The 18758-nt window shown below is 62.5% G+C and carries 15 protein-coding genes; 2 read left to right on the top strand and 13 right to left on the bottom strand.

Annotation, left to right across the window (positions count from 1 at the left end):
- Positions 1-130: 130 nt before the first annotated feature.
- Both SH412_RS18390 and SH412_RS18385 read right to left on the bottom strand, forming a co-directional pair.
- Positions 131-1297: an efflux RND transporter periplasmic adaptor subunit gene (locus SH412_RS18390; RefSeq protein ID WP_336519470.1), complete on the bottom strand. Its 1167-nt coding sequence runs from the start codon at positions 1295-1297 to the stop codon at positions 131-133.
- Between the two features lie 618 nt (positions 1298-1915).
- Positions 1916-4495, bottom strand: a complete 2580-nt coding sequence (locus tag SH412_RS18385; RefSeq protein ID WP_336519469.1) for an AMP-binding protein — start codon at positions 4493-4495, stop codon at positions 1916-1918.
- Between the two features lie 101 nt (positions 4496-4596).
- On the opposite strand from SH412_RS18385, the gene SH412_RS18380 reads away from it, so the two are divergent.
- Positions 4597-6030: an IS1380 family transposase gene (locus SH412_RS18380; RefSeq protein WP_336519468.1), complete on the top strand. Its 1434-nt coding sequence runs from the start codon at positions 4597-4599 to the stop codon at positions 6028-6030.
- A 96-nt stretch (positions 6031-6126) separates the two neighbouring features.
- Here the strand turns inward: SH412_RS18380 and SH412_RS18375 are convergent, their stop codons facing one another.
- From SH412_RS18375 to gnd, 11 genes are all read right to left on the bottom strand, one after another.
- A complete protein-coding gene (locus SH412_RS18375; protein WP_336519467.1) occupies positions 6127-7089 on the bottom strand; it encodes an MFS transporter in 963 nt (320 codons plus the stop codon).
- 169 nt (positions 7090-7258) lie between these two features.
- Positions 7259-8170, bottom strand: coding sequence for a VWA domain-containing protein (locus SH412_RS18370; protein ID WP_336519466.1), 912 nt, complete (start codon positions 8168-8170; stop codon positions 7259-7261).
- Between the two features lie 180 nt (positions 8171-8350).
- Positions 8351-8533, bottom strand: a complete 183-nt coding sequence (locus SH412_RS28650) for a PEP-CTERM sorting domain-containing protein (protein WP_419555819.1) — start codon at positions 8531-8533, stop codon at positions 8351-8353.
- A 123-nt stretch (positions 8534-8656) separates the two neighbouring features.
- Positions 8657-9541, bottom strand: coding sequence for a matrixin family metalloprotease (locus SH412_RS18365; protein WP_336519465.1), 885 nt, complete (start codon positions 9539-9541; stop codon positions 8657-8659).
- Between the two features lie 194 nt (positions 9542-9735).
- A complete protein-coding gene (locus SH412_RS18360; protein WP_336519464.1) occupies positions 9736-10713 on the bottom strand; it encodes a hypothetical protein in 978 nt (325 codons plus the stop codon).
- Between the two features lie 241 nt (positions 10714-10954).
- Entirely contained in the window at positions 10955-12049 is a 1095-nt protein-coding gene (locus tag SH412_RS18355) for a hypothetical protein (protein WP_336519463.1), read from the bottom strand.
- 275 nt (positions 12050-12324) lie between these two features.
- The gene (locus SH412_RS18350) at positions 12325-13260 is read right to left on the bottom strand and encodes a methyltransferase domain-containing protein (RefSeq protein ID WP_336519462.1); all 936 of its coding nucleotides are present in this window, start codon (positions 13258-13260) and stop codon (positions 12325-12327) included.
- A gap of 207 nt (positions 13261-13467) precedes the next feature.
- Positions 13468-14202, bottom strand: a complete 735-nt coding sequence (locus tag SH412_RS18345) for an MBL fold metallo-hydrolase (RefSeq protein WP_336519461.1) — start codon at positions 14200-14202, stop codon at positions 13468-13470.
- A gap of 48 nt (positions 14203-14250) precedes the next feature.
- On the bottom strand, positions 14251-14628 hold the full coding sequence (locus SH412_RS18340) for a hypothetical protein (protein ID WP_336519460.1): 378 nt from the start codon (positions 14626-14628) through the stop codon (positions 14251-14253).
- On the bottom strand, positions 14621-15145 hold the full coding sequence (locus tag SH412_RS18335; protein ID WP_336519459.1) for a hypothetical protein: 525 nt from the start codon (positions 15143-15145) through the stop codon (positions 14621-14623). The genes SH412_RS18340 and SH412_RS18335 overlap by 8 nt, the downstream gene beginning before the upstream one ends.
- 12 nt (positions 15146-15157) lie before the next feature.
- Complete coding sequence (gene gnd, locus SH412_RS18330) at positions 15158-16627, bottom strand: decarboxylating NADP(+)-dependent phosphogluconate dehydrogenase (protein WP_336519458.1); 1470 nt, start codon at positions 16625-16627, stop codon at positions 15158-15160.
- Between the two features lie 662 nt (positions 16628-17289).
- On the opposite strand from gnd, the gene SH412_RS18325 reads away from it, so the two are divergent.
- A complete protein-coding gene (locus SH412_RS18325) occupies positions 17290-18735 on the top strand; it encodes a sulfatase (RefSeq protein ID WP_336519457.1) in 1446 nt (481 codons plus the stop codon).
- Positions 18736-18758 lie beyond the last annotated feature (23 nt).

The raw sequence follows: 18758 nt of genomic DNA, 5'->3' as shown, positions 1-18758 counted from the left end.
CGTTGCGACGGCGGGGGAGAAAACGGCAGGATCGTGATCGCCAGTCCGTCCGGGAGCAGGATTCTGCAGCGAGATGGGGATCGCCGACGCCGGCGGCTGCAGAATCCTTGGGGCCATGTTTGCGGGTCGCCTATTCCGCGTGATGCTTCTGGTTGCCGAGGATGTCTTCGGGGGCGAGGAATTCGTATTCGATCTTTTCGCCGTCGCGAACCTGGCGAATGCCTTCGAAGATGATTTTGTCGTTCTCGTGCAGGCCGTCTTCGATGATGAAGATGTCGTCCTGCTCGCTCTGAGTCGTGATGTCGCGCTGGTGCACGACGTGATCGTCGTCGACGACGTAAACGTAGCGTTTATCGAGAATCTCGAAGGTGGCCCGCTGAGGAATGACGAAGACGTCCTTCATGTGGCGGCGGATCAGAATGGTGCCGGTCTGGCCATTGCGCAGCAGGCCCTCGGGGTTGGAGAAGTCGGCGCGGAAGGGAATGTTTCCGGTCACGTTGTTGAAATCGGCTTCGATGGCGCCGATCTTGCCTTTGTGAGGGAAAATCTGGCCGTCGGCCAGTCGGAGTTCGATCTGCAGGCGTTTGTCGTTTCCGTCGTCGTCTGCTCCGTCCGCTTTCAGTTCGGCCTTGTACTCGAGATAGCGAGCTTCGGGGACGTTGAAGTAGACCCACATGAGGCTGTTGTCGGAGAACGTGGTGAGGACGTCGCCCTCTTCGATGAGGCTTCCCAACTGGTTGTGCTGGCGGTCGACGATGCCGTCGAACGGGGCCTGGACGCTGGTGAAGTTCAACTCGGCCTGCGCCAACTGCACCTTGGCCTGGGCCTTGGCCAGTTCGGCCTTTTTAAGGGCGATTTCCTGGGGGGAGACGATCCCCTTCTGGTTCAAGGTGATGGCGTTGTTGAGGGCGATCTGGAGCCGCTGGGCTTCGGCGATTTCGGAGTCGAGCTCGGCCTGGTAGAGCGTCGGGAGGATCTGGAACATCAGATCTCCCTTCTTGACCGCCTGTCCTTCCTTGACGCAGATCTCCTGCAGATATCCCCCTTTGAGGGCGCGGACTTCGATGTGCTTGCAGGAGTGGATCTGGCAGACGTAGGGTTGAGTGTTGATCACGTCCTGTTTGACGGGGCTGGTGACCACGATTTTATGAGCGTGGTGCTCGGCGCCCTCTTCGGAATCGGATTCGGAGTGGGAGTCTTCGTGCGACTGTTCGTGCGAAGCGGCCTCCGACATGCAGCCGGACAGGGAGGGGAGCATCAGCGCCAGGAAAATGAATGGAATCGCTGAGATCTTCATCGTGTCTGTGCGTACCTCTCGATTCGACGTGTTCGAGTCTGGCTCTGGGAGTGCGGCGGAAAGCGAAACCGGAGATGGTCAGTCATCTGGCGGGAATTCGGCGGGGGGTATCGTCAGTGCTCGTTGAGAATAATACCGGGGTGCAAACCGAAAGGGATATGTCAGGTTGAAGTGTGAACGATTTGTAATGCTTAAAGGTCCTCGACATTGCGGAATCGCAAGCTTCCGCAGTTGGCTGAGGCGGGACTGCGACGGAGAGGCTGTATCGGGGGAGGGGGCGCGATCGGTCGGAGGGATTTGACGACGGGCGATGTCGAAGCACGCCGTTGAATGCCTCGATCAGTCCGAGGCGGGAATTGCGATCAGCGGGGCACGGATTTGCCGCCGCTCCCGGCGCCTCCGCCGCGGTCATCGTTGACGGAAGGCGGCATGAAGTGCAGGACCTGGCGCGCCCGGTGCTCCTGCACTCGGAGAACTTGTGCAGGGGGCTGCTCCGATCACAGACGGTACGCCACTTGCGCGCGACTTTTCTCGCGCCGCTCGCCACCGCCAGTTTTGTGGTTATGCGCGCACTTCTGGTTGGGGAGCTGGTCTCTGCACAGTGCAGACGATTGGCGCCTATGCCTTTCCGAAGCGTTCCAGGGCGAGCTGTTTGATCGCCTTGAGATCGGCTTTGCCGGTTCCCAGCAGCGGGATTGACGGGACCTCGACGAAGCAGTCGTTACCGGGGAGCCAGAGGTTGGGGAGGTCGCATTCGGCAAGTTCCTTGAGGACCTGCGGGATGGGCTTCTTGCCGGGCTTGTGCAGCACGACGATCCGCTCGCCCTTTTTCTCGTCGGGGACGGCGGTGACGGCGACGACGGGGCCGGGTTCGTCGTTTTCGGCGTCTTCCATGATTCGGACGAGGTGTTCTTCGATCTTGATATGCGGCACCATTTCGCCGCCGATCTTGGAGAACCGGCTGAGGCGGCCGGTGATGAAGATGAAACCTTCGGAGTCGACTCTGGCCATGTCGCCGGTGTTGTACCAGCCGTCGTGGATGACCGCGGCGGTTTTGTCGGGGCGGTTGAGGTAGCCCTGCATGATGTTCGGGCCTTTGATGAGCAGCAGGCCTTCCTTGTCGATCCCCAGGTCGGCGCCGGTGTCGGGGTCGACCGTTTTGACGACGACGTTGGGGAGGGGCCGGCCGACGGAGCCGAGCTTGGTCCCTTTCTGGCTGGTCATGTCGCTGCGGTGATCGGGGATGTTGACCGCGGCGACGGGAGAAGTTTCGGTGGCGCCGTAGCCTTCGGAGGGCATGACGCCGAATTTCTCGCGGAACTGCTCGGCGAGATCGAGGGGCATTTTCTCGGCCCCGACGATTACGAGGTCGAGTTTGGAGAACTGCTCTTTGTCGATGCGTTTGATGTAACTGCGGAGGAAGGTGGCGGTGGCCATGAGGATGGTCATGCCGTGCTTCTCGGCGAGTTTGCCGATCTCGCGGGCGTCGAGGGGGTTGTAGTGATAGACGGCGCGGAGTTTAAGGGCGATGACCAGCCAGAGGCAGGCGGTGTAACCGAACGAATGGAAGAAGGGGAGTACGCCCATCATGCAGTCGTTGTCGTCGAACTGGAACAGTTGATCGACCGCAGTCACGTTCGAACCGACGTTGTGATAGGAGAGCATGACCCCCTTGGGTTCGCCGGTGGAGCCAGACGTAAAGATGATGGTCATGAGATCGTCGGGCTTGAGGCGGGTCAGGCCGAGCCAGCGGTCGAGAATGAACATCGGGGTGGCGTAGGTCTGGAGGCCGGCGATGGCTTTGTCGAAGCCGGTGATTTCGGTCTTGAGATCTTCGAGGAAGATCCACTGGACGCCTGGGAGTTCGACGGGCCGTTTTTCCAGCATTTTCTTGCTGGTGAGGACGTGTTTGAGGCCGGCTTCGCGGACGCAGAACTGCAGATCGGTGTCGGAGAGGGTGTAGTTGAGGTTGACCGACACGCGGCCGGCGAGGGTGACGGCGGTGTTGGCCAGGACGCCGCCGACGGAGGGAGGGACGAGAATGCCGATCATTTTTTCGTCGGGGGCGAAGTGCTTGGCGACGAGCTTGTTGCGGAGCGCGAGGGAGCCGGCCATGAGTTTTGCGCCGGTCAGTTGCGCGCCGCCGGAGTCGGCGACTTTGGTGCGGTTCATGCCGCGGCGGCAGGCTCTGAGGAACATTCTCGGCAGGACGAACTCGGTCGACTTGGCCCGCTCCACGGCTTCCACTCCCAGTTGACGAACAGCGCTGGCGACAGTTTCTACGTTTTCGACGACGGCGATCGGCTCGCCGAAATGGATCGAGACCGGATACGGAATGCGGGAGGGCCACTTCCAGAAGAATTTGCCCCCCCGATAGCTGAAGATGCTCCCCCAGAGTCCGTGCAGATAGACGGGGATCACGGGGGCGTTGGTGCCGTTGATGATGCGGAGCAGGCCGCCCTGGAAGGGCTGCATCTGTCCGGTGCGGGTGAGGGTGCCTTCGGCGAAGATGCAGACCAGGCTGCCCTGTTCGACGGCTTCGCGGGCGGTTTTGAGGGACTGCAGCAGGGCCTTGGGGCCGGCGTCGGCTTTGATCGGGATGACTTCGTAGATTTTCGCGAGCCATCTCAGCCGGGGGTGATGGACGAAATCGGCGAAAGCGATAAAGCGGACGGGGCGGGGGGCGGCGAGCATCAGCAGGATGCCGTCGACCCAGGTGACGTGGTTGGAGACCATAAGGGCTCCGCCGGCGAGGGGGACGCGCTGCCGGTCGTAGATCCGCATGCGGTAGCAGAGCTTGACGAAGAGACCGAAGAGGAGACGGATGCAGGCTCCGGGGAGGAGCACGACGATGTAGATCAGGACGGGAATCGTGGCGAGTCCCGCGAGGAGAAAGACCTGACTTGCCGACCAGCCCCACATGCCGCGCAACACCCAGAACAGCCCTGCGATCAGCAGAATGCCGCAGAAGGCGAGAAAGTTCGTCGCCCCGACCACGACCCCCAGCCGGGCGGGGTTGCTACGGTACTGCAGGTAGGCTTCGAGGGGAACGTCAAACAGGCCCGCGCTGACGCCCAGGCAGAAGAGCGCGCCGCAGGCGATCTGGAAGTCGAGATTGAGTGAAGAGAATTCGAAGTGCGAGCCGGCGGCAAAGAGGACGAACGAGCAGAGAGTGATGCCCAGGGCACCGACCGGCACAATGCCTAGCCCGAATTATTCACGGCGCTCCAATGCAAAGGCCTCCCGCGGCGTAGAAGGTGTTGTCAGATCAGCACTTCAACGCCACAAGGAGGCCGGGCATGAGTTTACAGGGTGTGCTGCCGTTTGTCCTCGATTTCCTCCCCCGAAAACCGATCGAAATCGAAGTCTCCCGGGCGCAGCTCACCGGCGACGCCGGGCTCTTGCCGATCCGCCAGTTCGATGAGGCGATTTGTCTGACGCAGCGCTTCGCCGACGCGCTGACCGACGCCCGAACCGGGGATGTCCGGCATTCGAATCGGTCGCTGGTCCGGCAGCGGATCTACGGCATCCTGGCCGACTACGAGGACCAGAACGACCACGATGCGCTGCGCAGCGACCCCGCCTTCAAGCTGGTCTGCGATCGCCAGCCGGACGGGCGCGATCTGGCCAGCCAGCCGACGCTCTCGCGGTTCGAAAACGCCGTCACGATCGCCGACCTCAAACGTCTGCGGGACGTCCTGTGCGATCAGTTCCTCGACGCCTTCGCCGCGCCCCCGTCCCGCATCACGCTCGACATCGACGCCTTCGACGATCCCGCACACGGCCGGCAGCAGTTGATCGCCTTTCACGGCTACTACGAGCAGTACCAGTACCTGCCGATCGCCATCACCTGCGCCGAGACGGACACGGTCGCGCTGGTCGGGCTGCGTCACGGCACCTGCGCGGCGTTCCTCGGAGCGGACGACGACCTGCGGTATCTCGCCCGCCGCATCCGCGAGCGATTCCCGGACGTGGAGATCGTCGTCCGCGGCGACAGCGGCTTCGGCGTGCCGCTGATGTACGACGTCTGCGCCGAACTGGGGCTGACGCACACCTTCGGCTTGGCGATGAATGCCCGCCTGAAAGCCGCCAGCGACGCCCTGCTGGCGCAGGCCCAGCAGCAGTTCGACGAGACCGGCGAAAAGCAGCGGCTGTTCCTGGCGCTGGAGTACCAGGCCGATGCGTGGCCGCAGCCGCGGCAGGTCGTCGTCAAGTGCGAAGTCCACGAACAGGGGACCAACCGCCGGGCCGTGTCGACCAACCGGCCCGGCTGGACCGTCAACCCGGCGGCCGTTTACGACGAGTACGCCGAGCGGGGCGAGAGCGAGAACCGGAACAAGGAGCTGAAGCGGGAGCTGGCGGCGGATCGGCTCAGCGATCACCGCTTCCTCGCAAACTTCTTCCGGCTGCACCTGCACACAGCGGCGTTGAACCTGCTCGTGCGTCTGCGGCGGGCGACCGCGCGCCCGCTCCCCACGATCGATCCGAGCGGAGAGATCCCGGTGGAAGCGTTCGCCGACCGGCAGCGGCGAGGCTGGTTCAATCGTCGTCGTCGCGAGGATCCGCTGGGCGAGGGGTTCGCTACGACATGGCGTCAGCATCTGATCAAGGCGGCGGCGGAGATTACGGTCAGCGCCCGCCGGGTGGTCGTGAAGTTGAGCGCGAGCTGGCCGTATGCGGAAGAGTACCGCCGGATCTCGCAGGCGGTGCTGGCTTGGCCGCGCACCTCCTGACTGGCCTCCTCCGTCGCGCCGCCACGGACCCGACATCACCATTCAACGTCCCCGGGGAGGGGGGCCTTCCGCGCACCGCCCGGCGCAGATCACCGTTCAACGGCCACTTGCTCTCAGACCGCTGCGACGAACCGGGTGATGAATAATGCGGGCTAGCTCAATCTGATGGCCCGACCACAGCCCGGCCATCACGCTGCCGACGGCGACGCCGAGGACGAGCGTCATGCCAAGGACGCCGATCCCCATCTGGGAGAGCCCCAGGTCGTGGATGCCGAAGGGGTCGATGTTCATGTTGGCGAGGGAGGCGAGCATCCAGAAGAAGGCGATCCCGAGTGCGGTGCGGAGCAGGGCGCCGTCGCGGGCGAGCTCGACGACCCCTTCGATCGACTGTTTCGGCAGATTCCACGAGAACGGCCGGCCGGGATCGGCGGCGGGGACCCGCTTGACGAGCAGGCTCGCTCCCCAGCCGGCGACGGCGATGGTCATGACGATGACGATGGCAGGGACCAGGCGGGCGAAGGTGATGGCGGTTTCCGGGGTGGGCTGGATGAGGCCGGCGAGGTAGTTGCCGAGCAGGAAACCGAGCGCGCAGGGGACGACGTTCATCAGGCCCATCAGGCCGTTGGCGTTGGAGAGCTGGCTGTCGTGGACGAGCTCGGGGAGGCTGCCGAGTTTCGACGGAGCGAAAAGGGCCGACATCGACCCGGTCAGGAAGATCGTCAGAAATAGCAGCGGCACACTGCCGGTCAGGATGGCGAGCATGCCGCCGGCGAGGATCACGATCTCGGAGAACTTACAGGCCGAGATGACTCGACCCTTGGCGAACCGGTCGGCCAGATATCCCGCCGGCGCTGACAGCAGAATAAAGGGCAGGGTGATGGCCACAAGGCCGAGCGAGAGCGCGGCGGCGTCGTCTTTCAGCAACGGTTTCGCGAGCGGGACGACGAGCCAGCGGAAGGTGTTGTCGTTGAGGGCGGTGAGGAACTGGACGCCGAGCAGACTCAGGAAGCTGACGGATCGCAGGCGTTCCTGGGAGTCGGAGGTCGGAGGATTGTTCATAGGAACTCGGCCCGCGGGACGCGTCGGGGAATGCGGATCAGCCGAACCCGAGATACCGGGCGGGGATAGGTCAATGGATTCGTAGAGACTATTGCGAAAAACTGGCGAAATGGAAAGGGCGGAAGGCCGATTACCAACGGGGCTGGAAGTTTCACGAATGGCGGAAAAATCAGGGGACGAACGTGTAGCGTCCGCGATTGTGCTCGGCGAGCTGCCGGAGGACGTCTTCGCCGAGGCGTTCGCCGAAGGCAAACGTGTCGATGGCGGTTCGTTCCTGGCGGAGTTTGATGAGCGCCAGATTGGCGCCGCGTTCGAATTCGCCGTCGGTGAGAAAGTAGATTCGATCGGGTTGGAGGCGGAGGCCAAGCGCGACAGCCTGGCGGGGATCGGTGGGGCTGCCGCCCGATTCCATGCCGCCGACCCAGCGGAGCGCGGCGTCTTTGGTGGCCGGGTCGGCGGATCGCAGGCCCGGGGCCGGGAGGGGATAGACTTCGCGGGAGAAGAAGATCACCGAGAACCTGCCATCCGCGGGCATCTGGGCGATGCACTGGATGAGCTCGGCTTTGACGCGGCGAAAGCGCGTCTTGAACTCGCTGTCGTGGGGGTGGTTCATACTGCGGGAATTGTCGACGATGAACACGATGCTTTCGCCGGGACCGGGGATGTCGAAGAAGGGTTGACCGGCCCCGGTTCCCTGTCCGGTCCCCCGGCCTGTGCCGGAGCGACCTTTCCGAGGGCCGGTTGCGGCCTTCGGTTTTGCGGCGTTCTGCCCGGTGGCGATCGAGCCGACTTCGATCGTGAGATCCGGGATTTCCGCCGCTGACGACTCGGGGGTCAGGTCCATCGCCGGGAGGGCTGTCGCCGCGACGGGCGCCCGGTTGGGTGCAATCGGCAATTCCGGTTCGATCATGAGCGCCGGAGCTTCTGTCGGGGACCAGCGGGAGGTGACGGGGTCGGTGGGGAATTCGGCCGGGATCGGGAAGTGAATGAGCAGCAACACACCCAGCGCGGCGGCATGGAGAGTTATTGAGACTCCGACGCCGTAGAGCGAATTGACGCGGGGGGGGCTGGCGAGAGGCATGACGTCGATCCCGGGGCGGGCGGTCAACCTCGGGTAATCATCGTCGGAGCGAGAGGGATTTCCCAGCGAAATCGGAGTCTGCGAAGCAGGAATCGGACTTCGCGACAGAGCATCACGCATCGCGGGCGGCCTGAATGAGAGGCCGCCCGCGGTTTGGTTTCAGTTTCTCGATCAGCCGATTCAGGCGGCTTCGGACTTTGACAGACGACGTCGGCGCCACGCGCTTGCGGCCATTCCGATGCCGGCGAAACCGGCGAGAGCCAGCGAAGTCGGTTCGGGAACAACGGGACTGTTCGGAGGAACGCGGATGGCATCCCCGTAGATCGTGAATGCGTGGGAAGGAATTGTGCCGCTGCCGAACACGCCAATCGGCGTCGATCTCGCCGTTACTGCGATATCGAGTTCGGGGTTTGCGAAGGAAACTTCAGCGGATCTTGCGGACTCGCTCTGCAAGCCACTTCCGGGCTATGCCACGTCGGCGCGATTTCAAGTCGACTCTCCCCAGAGTCGCTGCGCTCGTCGGATATCTCCATCCGCCAGAGTCGCCGTTCGACCGGCTGAGAGAGTCGGGTACATCAGATCTGCCGGGTTGCCGCTGTGATCCAGTCCCAGGAGGTGTCCGATCTCATGGCAGACCGTCGCCAGAAACCTATCCTTGGTCCACGTTTCGGAGCTGTCAATCAGAAAACTGTAGTTCTGGATCGACCCTGGGCCTCCTCCAAGCGTGGCTCTGGCCAGTTCCCCTCCGCTGCCATCCGTAACGACAGATCGGACGATCACGTTAGCGGTTCCCGGGGCTTCTTCGCGCTGGACCAATAGCCGAGTATTCGACGTCCAGCGATCAAAGGCCTCGTCGAGAAGCTGGAGCGCCGAGTCCGGGCCAGGAGCATCCACGATTGGCGGAAGATTTCCGTCGATCCGATAGATCATGAGCCGGCGACGGCGAGAGGGATCAAGGTGCTTATCCTTCTTCAATTCGGGGAGCTGGATCGGCGCCACGCTCGTTCTCGTCCGAGGCAGGCTCAGCGGATCTGCGCCGTTGTCCGAACTGGTGGAGCCATTGCACCGTTCCAGAAAGGCTTTCACAAAATCGACGTCAATCACGTCGTTGTTGCCCATGCCCAGTTGCAGCTTGGTCATCCGTACGACAGTGCGGATCAGGGGGACACTCAGGCTGCCCGGCATCACCGTCCAGTCGAGCAGATTCGAGGCCAGAATTCGTTCAATTACTCGCGCAACATCGGTTTTGTCCTTTGGAAGCCTCGCCAGATCGGCGGTCGACTGGGCGAATTCCTGCTTCATCTGTTCCAAGAGCGTCTTGGCGGTAGTTGCGATTTTCTTTTTGAAACTCCCGACCAACTCGTCCGCCATAGTCCAGGACTCCTCAATCAGCAATTGAAGTCATTGAAGGGATCTTTAATTGATTGAACTCGAAAGTCTTTGAAACCCTCAGCGGCCGATCCGGCCGCAACTTTCAGTCCGAGCTTGAACAAGCGGCGATGAATCGCAGGGCGACTGCCATCCGGGCGAGAGCTTGCTCGAAGGGGCCTCTGGCGTTCGGAGCTTTAGAATCCGAACAGCAGAGAAGCGCATCGACATCGCCGTTTTCGGCAACGATCACATGCGCCGGCAGAGGTTCCGGCCGCTCCGGACGTATTGCCGTATCCGCTATTGACTCCTGCGGGAGTCAGTGCCTGGGTAGTCCCCAACTGTTCGTCGAGGAAGTAGGCCCGAAGTTCGCGGAAGGCCTCTGCGATTTCCAGCAGCACGAACTGCGCATGTGCGACGTTTGTCAATTGGATGGCGGGAAACTTGGTCGACAGAGTTTCATCAAGGTGGCGAAGGAACGGCTGCCAGTCTTCGATGGCGGGATTGATCGTGCGCAGGGGTTTCTTCTGAGACTCGTAGAAAGTCTGCAGTCGGGCCTTCAATGAATCTTTTGCGCCCGCCAGGTCTGCATCCGTCTTGAGCGGCGACGCCGTCTCTTCGAAGATCTTTGCGATCGACTCGCATGTGGCGGCGGGAGTGCGATCGAATCTCTGGATGTAGTTCTCGCGTCCCGCGCCGGTCGAACCCCAGGTTGCCGCGGTTTCGAGGACCCATTTCTTGACCTGACCCTGGAGATTCAGGCCTGCGGTATTCGCCACCGAAGCCGCACTGGGCGTCGTCGCCCCCGAGAGGTTCATGCTGACTGGCGTCGGAGGCGCCGCTGCAGGCGGGCCAGGTGAAATCGGCGTCAGATTGACGCCGTCGTATTGAAGGACTTGCGCCGTCGCGGTAGTGCCGTCTTTGAACTTCAATACAAACAGACCGGGACTGCCGCCCAGGAGCGTGTGAGTGCGATTGTCGCTACTGTGTTGCCAGAAGGGCTTGGCGTCTTCCAGCAGTACGCCATCTTTACTGATCCACTGGGCGGATTCTAATGCTGCTGGTTTGCTGAGCGTAACGACCTTGCCATTCAGCGTCGGAGGCTGAGCGGAAGCGAAACTGAGGAGAGAAAGGGCTGTTCCGACAGCCAGAACCAACGAACGGAATCGATTCATCGAACTCTCCCGATTATTCAGACTCAAAAGGCATCTCGATCAAATTCTGCCAGGAGCAGCCGACAGTCAATGCGTCCGCGTACATTGCCGGGACGGAGGAGAGTATAGCTGCCTGGAACGAGTCGATTCCAACAAAAAACGGGGTGTTCCGATCGAGAGACGTCTGGAGTGATTCAATTCTTCCGGTTCGGCCCAGGCTGCATCGATGTCCGTGATCGTATTCACTTGTAATTGACCTGCGTCATTGGGGGGCTGGATCGTCTGAATCCTCTTCCAGCCAGCCGCTAAGTTTGAATTTCGACGATCGGACTTCGTCATCTGCGCCGGCGTTGGTCACTTCGGAAGGCGGTGCGGGCTGCGGGACCAGATCCCCGGAATGGATCGGGGCCGGAACTGGTGGTACCGGGATTTGGGTGGGCTGACCGATGTTCTTCGACGGAGATCCAGGGACTTCGCAGCTTGGTGCAAGCGGGGCCTGTCGTGCGCATCCATTGCCGCGCCTGCAGCCTTCACATTGCTGGCAGGGTGCATTCAATGCCGACATTCCGCGTTGCGGCAATCGCCGGACGTTGCTTTGGGCAATCCGTGAATTTGTCATTCCGACTTCAATTGTCACAGGCAACATTAACGGAATCTGCGCGGCCGTCAGTGGTTCCTGGACAGGGCGGGTCGGGGCTTCGCGGAACGGTCGAGTTCCGGCGCAGTCGTTGGAGTAGAGCGGTTGTTGCGGCAGCCCGCATCGTTGGCAGCAGCCAGCAACGTGTGGCGTATCGCATCCGGGCTCGGGGGCATCGCAGGAGGGACGTGAGCATGTGCAGCAGGGACCCGCAAGTTGAGCCTGCTTCCATTGTTCAAACTGTGATCGGGCCTGCTGTTCCTTGAGTTGTTTGTAGACGCGCATCCGGTCGGCGTGGTCGCGCTCTCGCTCTTCCAGCAATTGCTGTAGTTCTTCCGGATTGACTTGAAGCTGTCCGATCGTGATGCGCTGGTCGAGATCCAGTCCCAGTTGAGTTCGGACTGATTCTTCGTACTGACTGCGGAGTTGGCAGTTTTGTTTTTCGGCGTCGGCCTGCAGGCAGGCGAGTTCGTGTTCGCGTTCGGCTTTGAGGGCGGCGAGCTCGGCTTCGCGCTGGGCGCGGATGGCGGCCCGTTCGAGCTCCAGTTCCTGCTTCAGGGCTTCCAGTTCGGACTGGCGGAACTCGTTGCGGGCGACATGCTTTTCCGCCTTGCACTCCAGGTAGGCGTTCCAGCGGGCGGCCATGGAGGCGCAGCCGGAGTTTGCGCCGAGCGTGAGTGCGGCGAGGATCAAAGATCTGCAGACGCGATCCGTGCGCATGGCGTCATCCCTGATGCCAGTTCTGTCCTGGCCGGCCGCCGACTCCATCCTGGAGCGGTGAGCTCGACCTGAATCCCTTGAAGGACATTTTCGTATCGTCAAGAGTGTACGAACGAGTGAATCGGCCGGGGTGCGGCTTGTAGCGGTTGTTACGGTCCTGCGGAGCGAAGTTGTGCGGGGCGTGACGATTGTTCGGGGGGAGAGGCCGATCGTCGCTGGGGGGACTCCGTGGTTCTACTGAGTCGGAGACGTCTGCTCGGGGGACGGGCTGACTCCTACCGCCTGACGCCCAGCACGTTCACGCCGCTGCCGATCAGCAGATTGTTTTCGTAGATCCGGCGGTAGATGGGGCCAGTCCGTTCCGGCGGGAGGACCTGCAGGTCGGTGAAGCCGGCGACTTCGAACCAGTGGAGGAGTTCGGCGACGGTGTGGTGGTGCTGGTACTCGGGGGCCCACCAGTCGAACGTGTCGCAGACGCGGTTTTCGAAGTTCGGGTGTGCGCTGAAGTTGATGACTTTGTTGAGAGTCCTGTTGACGACCGGCAGCCCTCCCAGTCGGGCGCCCCAGACGCACCAGCGTTCGAGATTGTCGGGGGGCATGCGCGTCGTCTTCGACCGCAGCCAGGTATTGAGCCGTTCCTGCCAGGACTGGTTGCGGCGATAGAGCCAGACGGCGTAGCGTCCGCCCGGTTTGACCATGCTGGCGACGGAATCGAAGACCATCCGGGTGTCGGCGTCGTGATGCATGACGCCGATCGAAAAGACCAGGTCGAACGACTGCGGCGCCAGCGGGAGCGCCTTCAGGTCGGCCTGCAGAAACGCCGCGTCGAGCCCGGCGCAGAGCGAACGGGCTTTCTCGACGGCGGAGGAGTGATCGGCGCCGATGACGGTCGCTCCGGCCTGGGCGCAGACTTTGCTGTAGCGTCCGCCGCCGCAGCCGGCGTCGAGAACTTTGAGGCCGCGCAGATCGCTGAGCGGTACGCCGGTCTTGGCGGCGAAGGTGGCGCGGTCTTCGTCGTCGTGGGCGACTTCGTAGCGGTTCCACTGCCGGCCGAAGCTGGCGAGGTGCTGGTCGTGGACGAAGCGCGGGAGGCCGTCCTGGATGGGCCAGGCGCCGTTGCAGACGGGACAGCGGACTTCGGCTTCGGTGACGTCGAGCGCTCGGACGCAATGCGGACAGCGGAGGGCGTCAGTCAGCAGGGTCGGCAGCACGTCGGAAGTCCCGGAAGAGTTTCACCGCGGAGACACGGAGGACGCGGAGTGAAGAAGAGGAAATGTCGAATGTCGAAGGCGGAATGTCGAAAGGCCCTCAATTCAATTCGTGATTCCTTTGGCGTCGTTGCGTGAAATGTTTTCTGCCTTTGTCTGCTCCGCGTCCTCCGCGTTTCCGCGGTGAATCCTCTTGTTTCAGGCCGGCGGTCAAACTTCGATCTCCAGCAGATCTTCGGCCAGATACGTTTCGGGGAAGATGGCTCGGGCGGTGGCCAGGTCGACGGGATCGTCGTCGGGGCGATGGGGGTCGATGTGGGTCAGGTAGAGTCGGCCGACGCGCGAGTCGCGGGCTTTCGAGGCGACGAGCGTTGTCGAGCTGTGGCCGGTCTTCGGGCCCCATTCGGCGAGGTCGTCAGAGAAGTAGCATTCGTGTACCAGCAGGTCGACGCCGCGGATGAAGTCCCCGTAGTCGGCGTCGGTGGTGGTGTCGGTGATGTAGGCGAGGCTGCGGCCGCCGGGCAATTCGAGGCGATAGCCGACGGAGCCGCCGGGATGATTCAGCGGGACATGGGTGATGACGGCGCCGCGGAGTTCGACGCGGGGGGCCAGTTCGACGTATTCGAATTCCGGTTCGACCGGAAAGATGGCGTCTGCGAACAGGTGCATCCGGACGGCGTCGATGACCGCCGGCGCGGCGTGGACGCGGCAGTGCGGAATTGTTTCGAGCAGCAGCGGCACGAGCAAATAGGTCAGGCCCTGGATGTGGTCCAGGTGGGCGTGGGTCAGGAAAAGATCGAGGTCCGTTCCAGCGGCCAGGGCCGGCAGGCGGAACGTTCCCGAGCCGGCGTCGAATGCGATCCCCAGCTCCGGCAGGAACAGCCCTGCGGTCTGCCGCCGTTCGTTGGGGTGGTACCCGCCGGTGCCGAGGAATACGAGTCGCATGGAGGATGTCGACTTCTCAAGTCTAAGAACGGGTCATTGGACAGATTCTCACACGTAGTCGGCCAGAAACGCTTCCAGAAACTGATTCGCGTCGGTCCCTTGTCTGCGAACGGCATCCAGCAACTGGCGCCGGCCTTTTGAGACCGGCCAGACCCAGACAGGCTCACCCGCTGAAGTGACGAACTCGATCCGAATCATCGAACTCGTAAACTTGCCATACTCATCGGACTCCGATGGAAACGAGTATTCGTAGACGGCAATGTACTTACCTTCGACTTCAGCAACATACTGAGGCCCGACAAAATCCTGCATCAAAGGTCGTAACTGCAGTCGCACCTCATGCCACTTCAACTGACCGACCTCCGTCAGTCGAATCAGTTTGTCGACCGCGATGTCCCAGGACTGGTCATCTGCTGGATCAACCATCGCTTCCTCCTGATTCGAACTCAACCAGCATTAACTGAATGATCGTACGATACCGTTCAATATCCGGAAGGTGATCGTCAGCCATTCGCGGAAACGATCGATTATCCAACGACTGGAGGACTTGCAGGCGGCTCAGCAACAATTCTACGTCGCCAGCGACTTGAACATGAAGGTCTAAACGTTCCAGCACACCACGAATCCGTCCAAACGCCTGCCTGGCAGTCGTCCAGCTCTTGGATTCCATCGCCTGGCGGATCAGCGTGACGTCCTTCGTCAATCGCTCAAGGCAGTCCCTGAGCATCACATGTCGAACGTGCCGGACGCGTAGCTCCCAGACGATTCTCCCGGTAAATGCCGTGACGGACAGACCGAGAATTGAAACCAGTCCGCCGAAGACGCCCACGCCGGAATCGCGACCGATCCACCAGAACAGCCACAATAGCACGCCGCCCGCGATTCCGATTTCGCAGGCCATTCCGCCGGGCGAACGGATTCCGTCACGAAAGGCGGCGTGCATTGCGCCGGTTCCTTACGATAGCTTGCGCTCGTGGATCCAGTCGGTGTGGAACATTTCGCCGCGGGGTTTGTCGGTTCGCTCGTAGGTGTGGGCGCCGAAGTAATCCCGCTGGGCCTGGAGCAGGTTCGCCGGCAGGCGGCCGTTGCGGTAGCCGTCGTAGTAGCTGAGGGCGGCGCTGAAGACCGGGATCGGCAGGCCGAGCTGGACGGCGGTGGCGACCGTCCGTCGCCAGCCGGGCTGGGCCTTGTCGACGGCGGCCTTGAAGAAGTCGTCGAGGAGGAGGTTTTCGAGGTTGGGGTTCTTGTCGAACGCCGCCTTGATGTCTCCCAGGAACGCGCTGCGGATGATGCAGCCGCCGCGCCAGAGCAGGGCGATGTTGCCGTTATTGAGCTTCCAGCCGAACTCCTTGGCGGCGGCGTCGAGCTGGACGTAGCCCTGGGCGTAGCTGCAGAGCTTGGAGGCGTACAGCGCCTGGCGGACGTCTTCGATGAACTGCTTCTTATCGCCGGTGAATTTCTCGGTCTTGGGCCCGCTCAGGACCTGGCTGGCGCGGACGCGGGCGTCCTTCTGGGCGGAGAGGCAGCGGGCGTAGACGGCTTCGGTGATGAGGGTGGTCGGCACGCCGAGGTCGAGGGCGTGCTGGCTCATCCACTTGCCGGTCCCCTTCTGCTGGGCGGTGTCGAGGATCTTGTCGACGAGGTACTCGCCGGAGGCGTCTTTGACGGTGAAGATGTCGCGAGTGATCTCGATCAGGTAGCTTTCCAGCTCCCCTTCGTTCCAGGACTTGAAGACCTGGTACAGTTCTTCGTTCGACAGGCCGAGGGCGTGCTTGAGGATGAAATAGGCTTCGCAGATGAGCTGCATGTCGCCGTATTCGATCCCGTTGTGGACCATCTTCACGTAGTGGCCGGCGCCGGCTTCGCCGACCCAGTCGCAGCAGGGGATGTCGTTGTTCGGTCCGACCTTGGCGGAGATCGCCTGGAAGATGTCTTTGACGAACGGCCAGGCTTCGACGTGGCCCCCCGGCATGATGCTCGGGCCCTTGAGGGCCCCTTCTTCTCCGCCCGACACCCCGGTGCCGATGAAACGGAGGCCGGCGGCTTTCAGCTCAGCGTCGCGGCGGTTGGTGTCGACGAAATCGCTGTTTCCGCCGTCGATGATGATGTCGCCGGGAGAGAGGAGCGGCTTGAGCTGGTCGATGACTGCGTCGACCGGCTTGCCGGCCTTGACCATGATCATTACGCGGCGGGGGGCTTTGAGGCTGGAGACGAAGTCTTCGACGGTGTGGTAGCCCTGAATGCGATCGGCGGTCCCCGGATGGACCTTGTCGGCCGGCTCCGTCTTCAGCCCGCCGACGAATTCGTCGGTCGTGGCGGTGGTGCGGTTGTAGACCGCCACGGAGAAGCCATGATTGGCCATGTTGAGAACGAGGTTCTGGCCCATGACGGCCAGGCCGATCAAACCGATGTCGTGCTGAGACATTTTCAAGGAATCCAAGGCGGCAAGAGGCGACGGCCCGGCCGACCGGCCCCCACGGTGCACAGTCGTCCCGACACTGAAGCCCGGATTGTATTCGCGACACGCCCCCAACAGCAAACGTTGCCGCCGGCCGCGGCCCGGGTGCCGACTCAGAGATGGGTTGGGCGTGGATGCTCCGTTCGGCGGCGTTGGGAGGGGACTGGCGAATGAGCCGCCGGCCGCGGCCCGGGTGCCGACTTAGAGATGGGTTGGGCGTGGATGCTCCGTTCGGCGGCGTTGGGAGGGGACTGACGGACAAGCCGCCGGACGCGGTCCGGGTGCCGACTCAGAGATGGGTCGGGCGTGGATGCTCCATTCGGCGGCGTTGGGGAGCGGACTGGCGAATGAGCCGCCGGCCGCGGCCCGGGTGCCGACTCAGAGATGGGTTGGGCGTGGATGCTCCATTCGGCGGCGTTGGGGAGGGCATCCACGTGACGTGGCTGTTTTTTAGTGATTGGCGGCGGGAAGTTAAGATCGCCCGGGGCCGCTTACGCTGCCGGGCTATAGTGGATCGCCCCTGACGGGCCGCTGGCGGGGCGGCTTGGATGCCGGCTGGGGGGCTGTCATGATGGGGTTTCGCAGATAGGTCTGTGGTGCGGATCACGAGATGGCCGGGGGGACTTGGGATGCGGGCTGGATTTGGTCTACTGCTGTTTTTTCTGGTGAGCTTCGCTGGCGGAGGCGAGGCCAGAGCTGCGGACGTTGCTCGGCCGAATGTGCTGTTCATCATTTCCGATGATCTCACGGCGACTGCGCTGTCGTGTTACGGAAATACTGTCTGCCGGACGCCAAACATCGATCGGCTGGCGGGACGCGGGACGCGTTTTACGCGGGCGTATTGTCAGGCGACGTTCTGCGGGCCCTCGCGGGCGTCGCTGATGTCGGGCTACTACCCGCATGCGACCGGCGTATTCGGGTATGTCAGCGGGCGGGAGGCGATTGGGGACCGGGCGACGTGGGCGCAGCATTTCAAGAATTCGGGTTACTACACGGCCCGCGTCAGCAAGATTTTTCATATGGGAGTGCCGGGGGATATCGAGAAGGGCTCGGATGGCACCGACGATCCGGCGTCGTGGACGGAGCGGTTCAACAGTCCGGGGCCGGAGTGGAAGGCGGCAGGGACCGGCGAGACGCTTGAAGGGAATCCCGACGGCAAGAAGCCGGTCGTGGGGGGGAACACGTTCGTGACAGTCGCCGCCGATGGCGATGACCTGGTGCATTCGGACGGCAAGACGGCCGCGAAGGCCTGTGAGCTGATCCGGCTGCACAAGGGGGAGCCGTTCTTTCTGGGGGTGGGTTTTGTCCGGCCGCACGTGCCGTTCGTATCGCCGCGGTCGTATCACGTGCCGTATCCGTGGGAACGGATGACGCTGCCGGAGAAGGCGCCGGGGGACTGGGACGACATTCCGAAGGCGGGGATCAACTACAAGACCAGCGTGAACATGAAAATGGACGTCACCCGGCAGCAGAAGTCGGTCGCCGGCTACTACGCGGCTGTGGCTTACATGGACGCCCAGGTCGGAAAGGTGCTCGACGCGCTGCACGAAGCGGGGCTTGATGACAAGACGATCGTGATCTTCACCAGCGACCACGGCTACCACCTGGGGGAGCACGATTTCTGGGCAAAGGTGAGCTGCCATGATGAGTCGGCTGCGGTGCCGCTGATTATCAGCGTGCCGGGGAAGCGGCCGGCGGTCTGCCGGAGTTTCGTCGAGCTGCTGGATCTTTATCCGACCATTTCCAGCCTGTGCGGACTGGACGTTCCCGCGCGGATTCAGGGTAAGGATCTTACGCCGTTGTTTGATGATCCCGGCCGCAAGGTGCGCGATGCGGCGTTCACGATCAACGGCAAGGACAACGCCTTTCTGCTGCGGGAGGAGAAGTGGGCGTACATTCAATACGGGGAGGATGCGAAGAAGGGGATCGAACTGTTCGACATGGAACGGGACCCGCAGCAGTTTACGAACCTGGCCGATTCGCCGGAGCATCAGCCGGTGGTGGCGGAGTTCAAGGGGAAGCTGGCGGCGAAACTGGCGGAGGTGTGGCGGAATGATCTGGGGGAGAAACGGTGAGACCGCGGCGGGCTCGTAACCGG

Source organism: Planctellipticum variicoloris, assembly GCF_030622045.1.
GTDB lineage: Bacteria > Planctomycetota > Planctomycetia > Planctomycetales > Planctomycetaceae > Planctellipticum > Planctellipticum variicoloris.
This window is presented reverse-complemented; position numbering and strand designations above follow the sequence as displayed.

Excerpts from the sequence above, each read along its gene's own strand:
- SH412_RS18345 (WP_336519461.1), bottom strand. The coding sequence starts at position 14,202 with ATGCGACTCGTATTCCTCGGCACCGGCGGGTACCACCCCAACGAACGG.
- SH412_RS18370 (WP_336519466.1), bottom strand. The coding sequence starts at position 8,170 with ATGCCTCTCGCCAGCCCCCCCCGCGTCAATTCGCTCTACGGCGTCGGA.
- gnd (WP_336519458.1), bottom strand. The coding sequence starts at position 16,627 with ATGTCTCAGCACGACATCGGTTTGATCGGCCTGGCCGTCATGGGCCAG.
- SH412_RS18325 (WP_336519457.1), top strand. The coding sequence starts at position 17,290 with ATGCGGGCTGGATTTGGTCTACTGCTGTTTTTTCTGGTGAGCTTCGCT.
- SH412_RS18390 (WP_336519470.1), bottom strand. The coding sequence starts at position 1,297 with ATGAAGATCTCAGCGATTCCATTCATTTTCCTGGCGCTGATGCTCCCC.
- SH412_RS18335 (WP_336519459.1), bottom strand. The coding sequence starts at position 15,145 with ATGCACGCCGCCTTTCGTGACGGAATCCGTTCGCCCGGCGGAATGGCC.
- SH412_RS18360 (WP_336519464.1), bottom strand. The coding sequence starts at position 10,713 with ATGAATCGATTCCGTTCGTTGGTTCTGGCTGTCGGAACAGCCCTTTCT.
- SH412_RS18355 (WP_336519463.1), bottom strand. The coding sequence starts at position 12,049 with ATGCGCACGGATCGCGTCTGCAGATCTTTGATCCTCGCCGCACTCACG.
- SH412_RS18340 (WP_336519460.1), bottom strand. The coding sequence starts at position 14,628 with ATGGTTGATCCAGCAGATGACCAGTCCTGGGACATCGCGGTCGACAAA.
- SH412_RS18375 (WP_336519467.1), bottom strand. The coding sequence starts at position 7,089 with ATGAACAATCCTCCGACCTCCGACTCCCAGGAACGCCTGCGATCCGTC.
- SH412_RS18380 (WP_336519468.1), top strand. The coding sequence starts at position 4,597 with ATGAGTTTACAGGGTGTGCTGCCGTTTGTCCTCGATTTCCTCCCCCGA.
- SH412_RS18365 (WP_336519465.1), bottom strand. The coding sequence starts at position 9,541 with ATGGCGGACGAGTTGGTCGGGAGTTTCAAAAAGAAAATCGCAACTACC.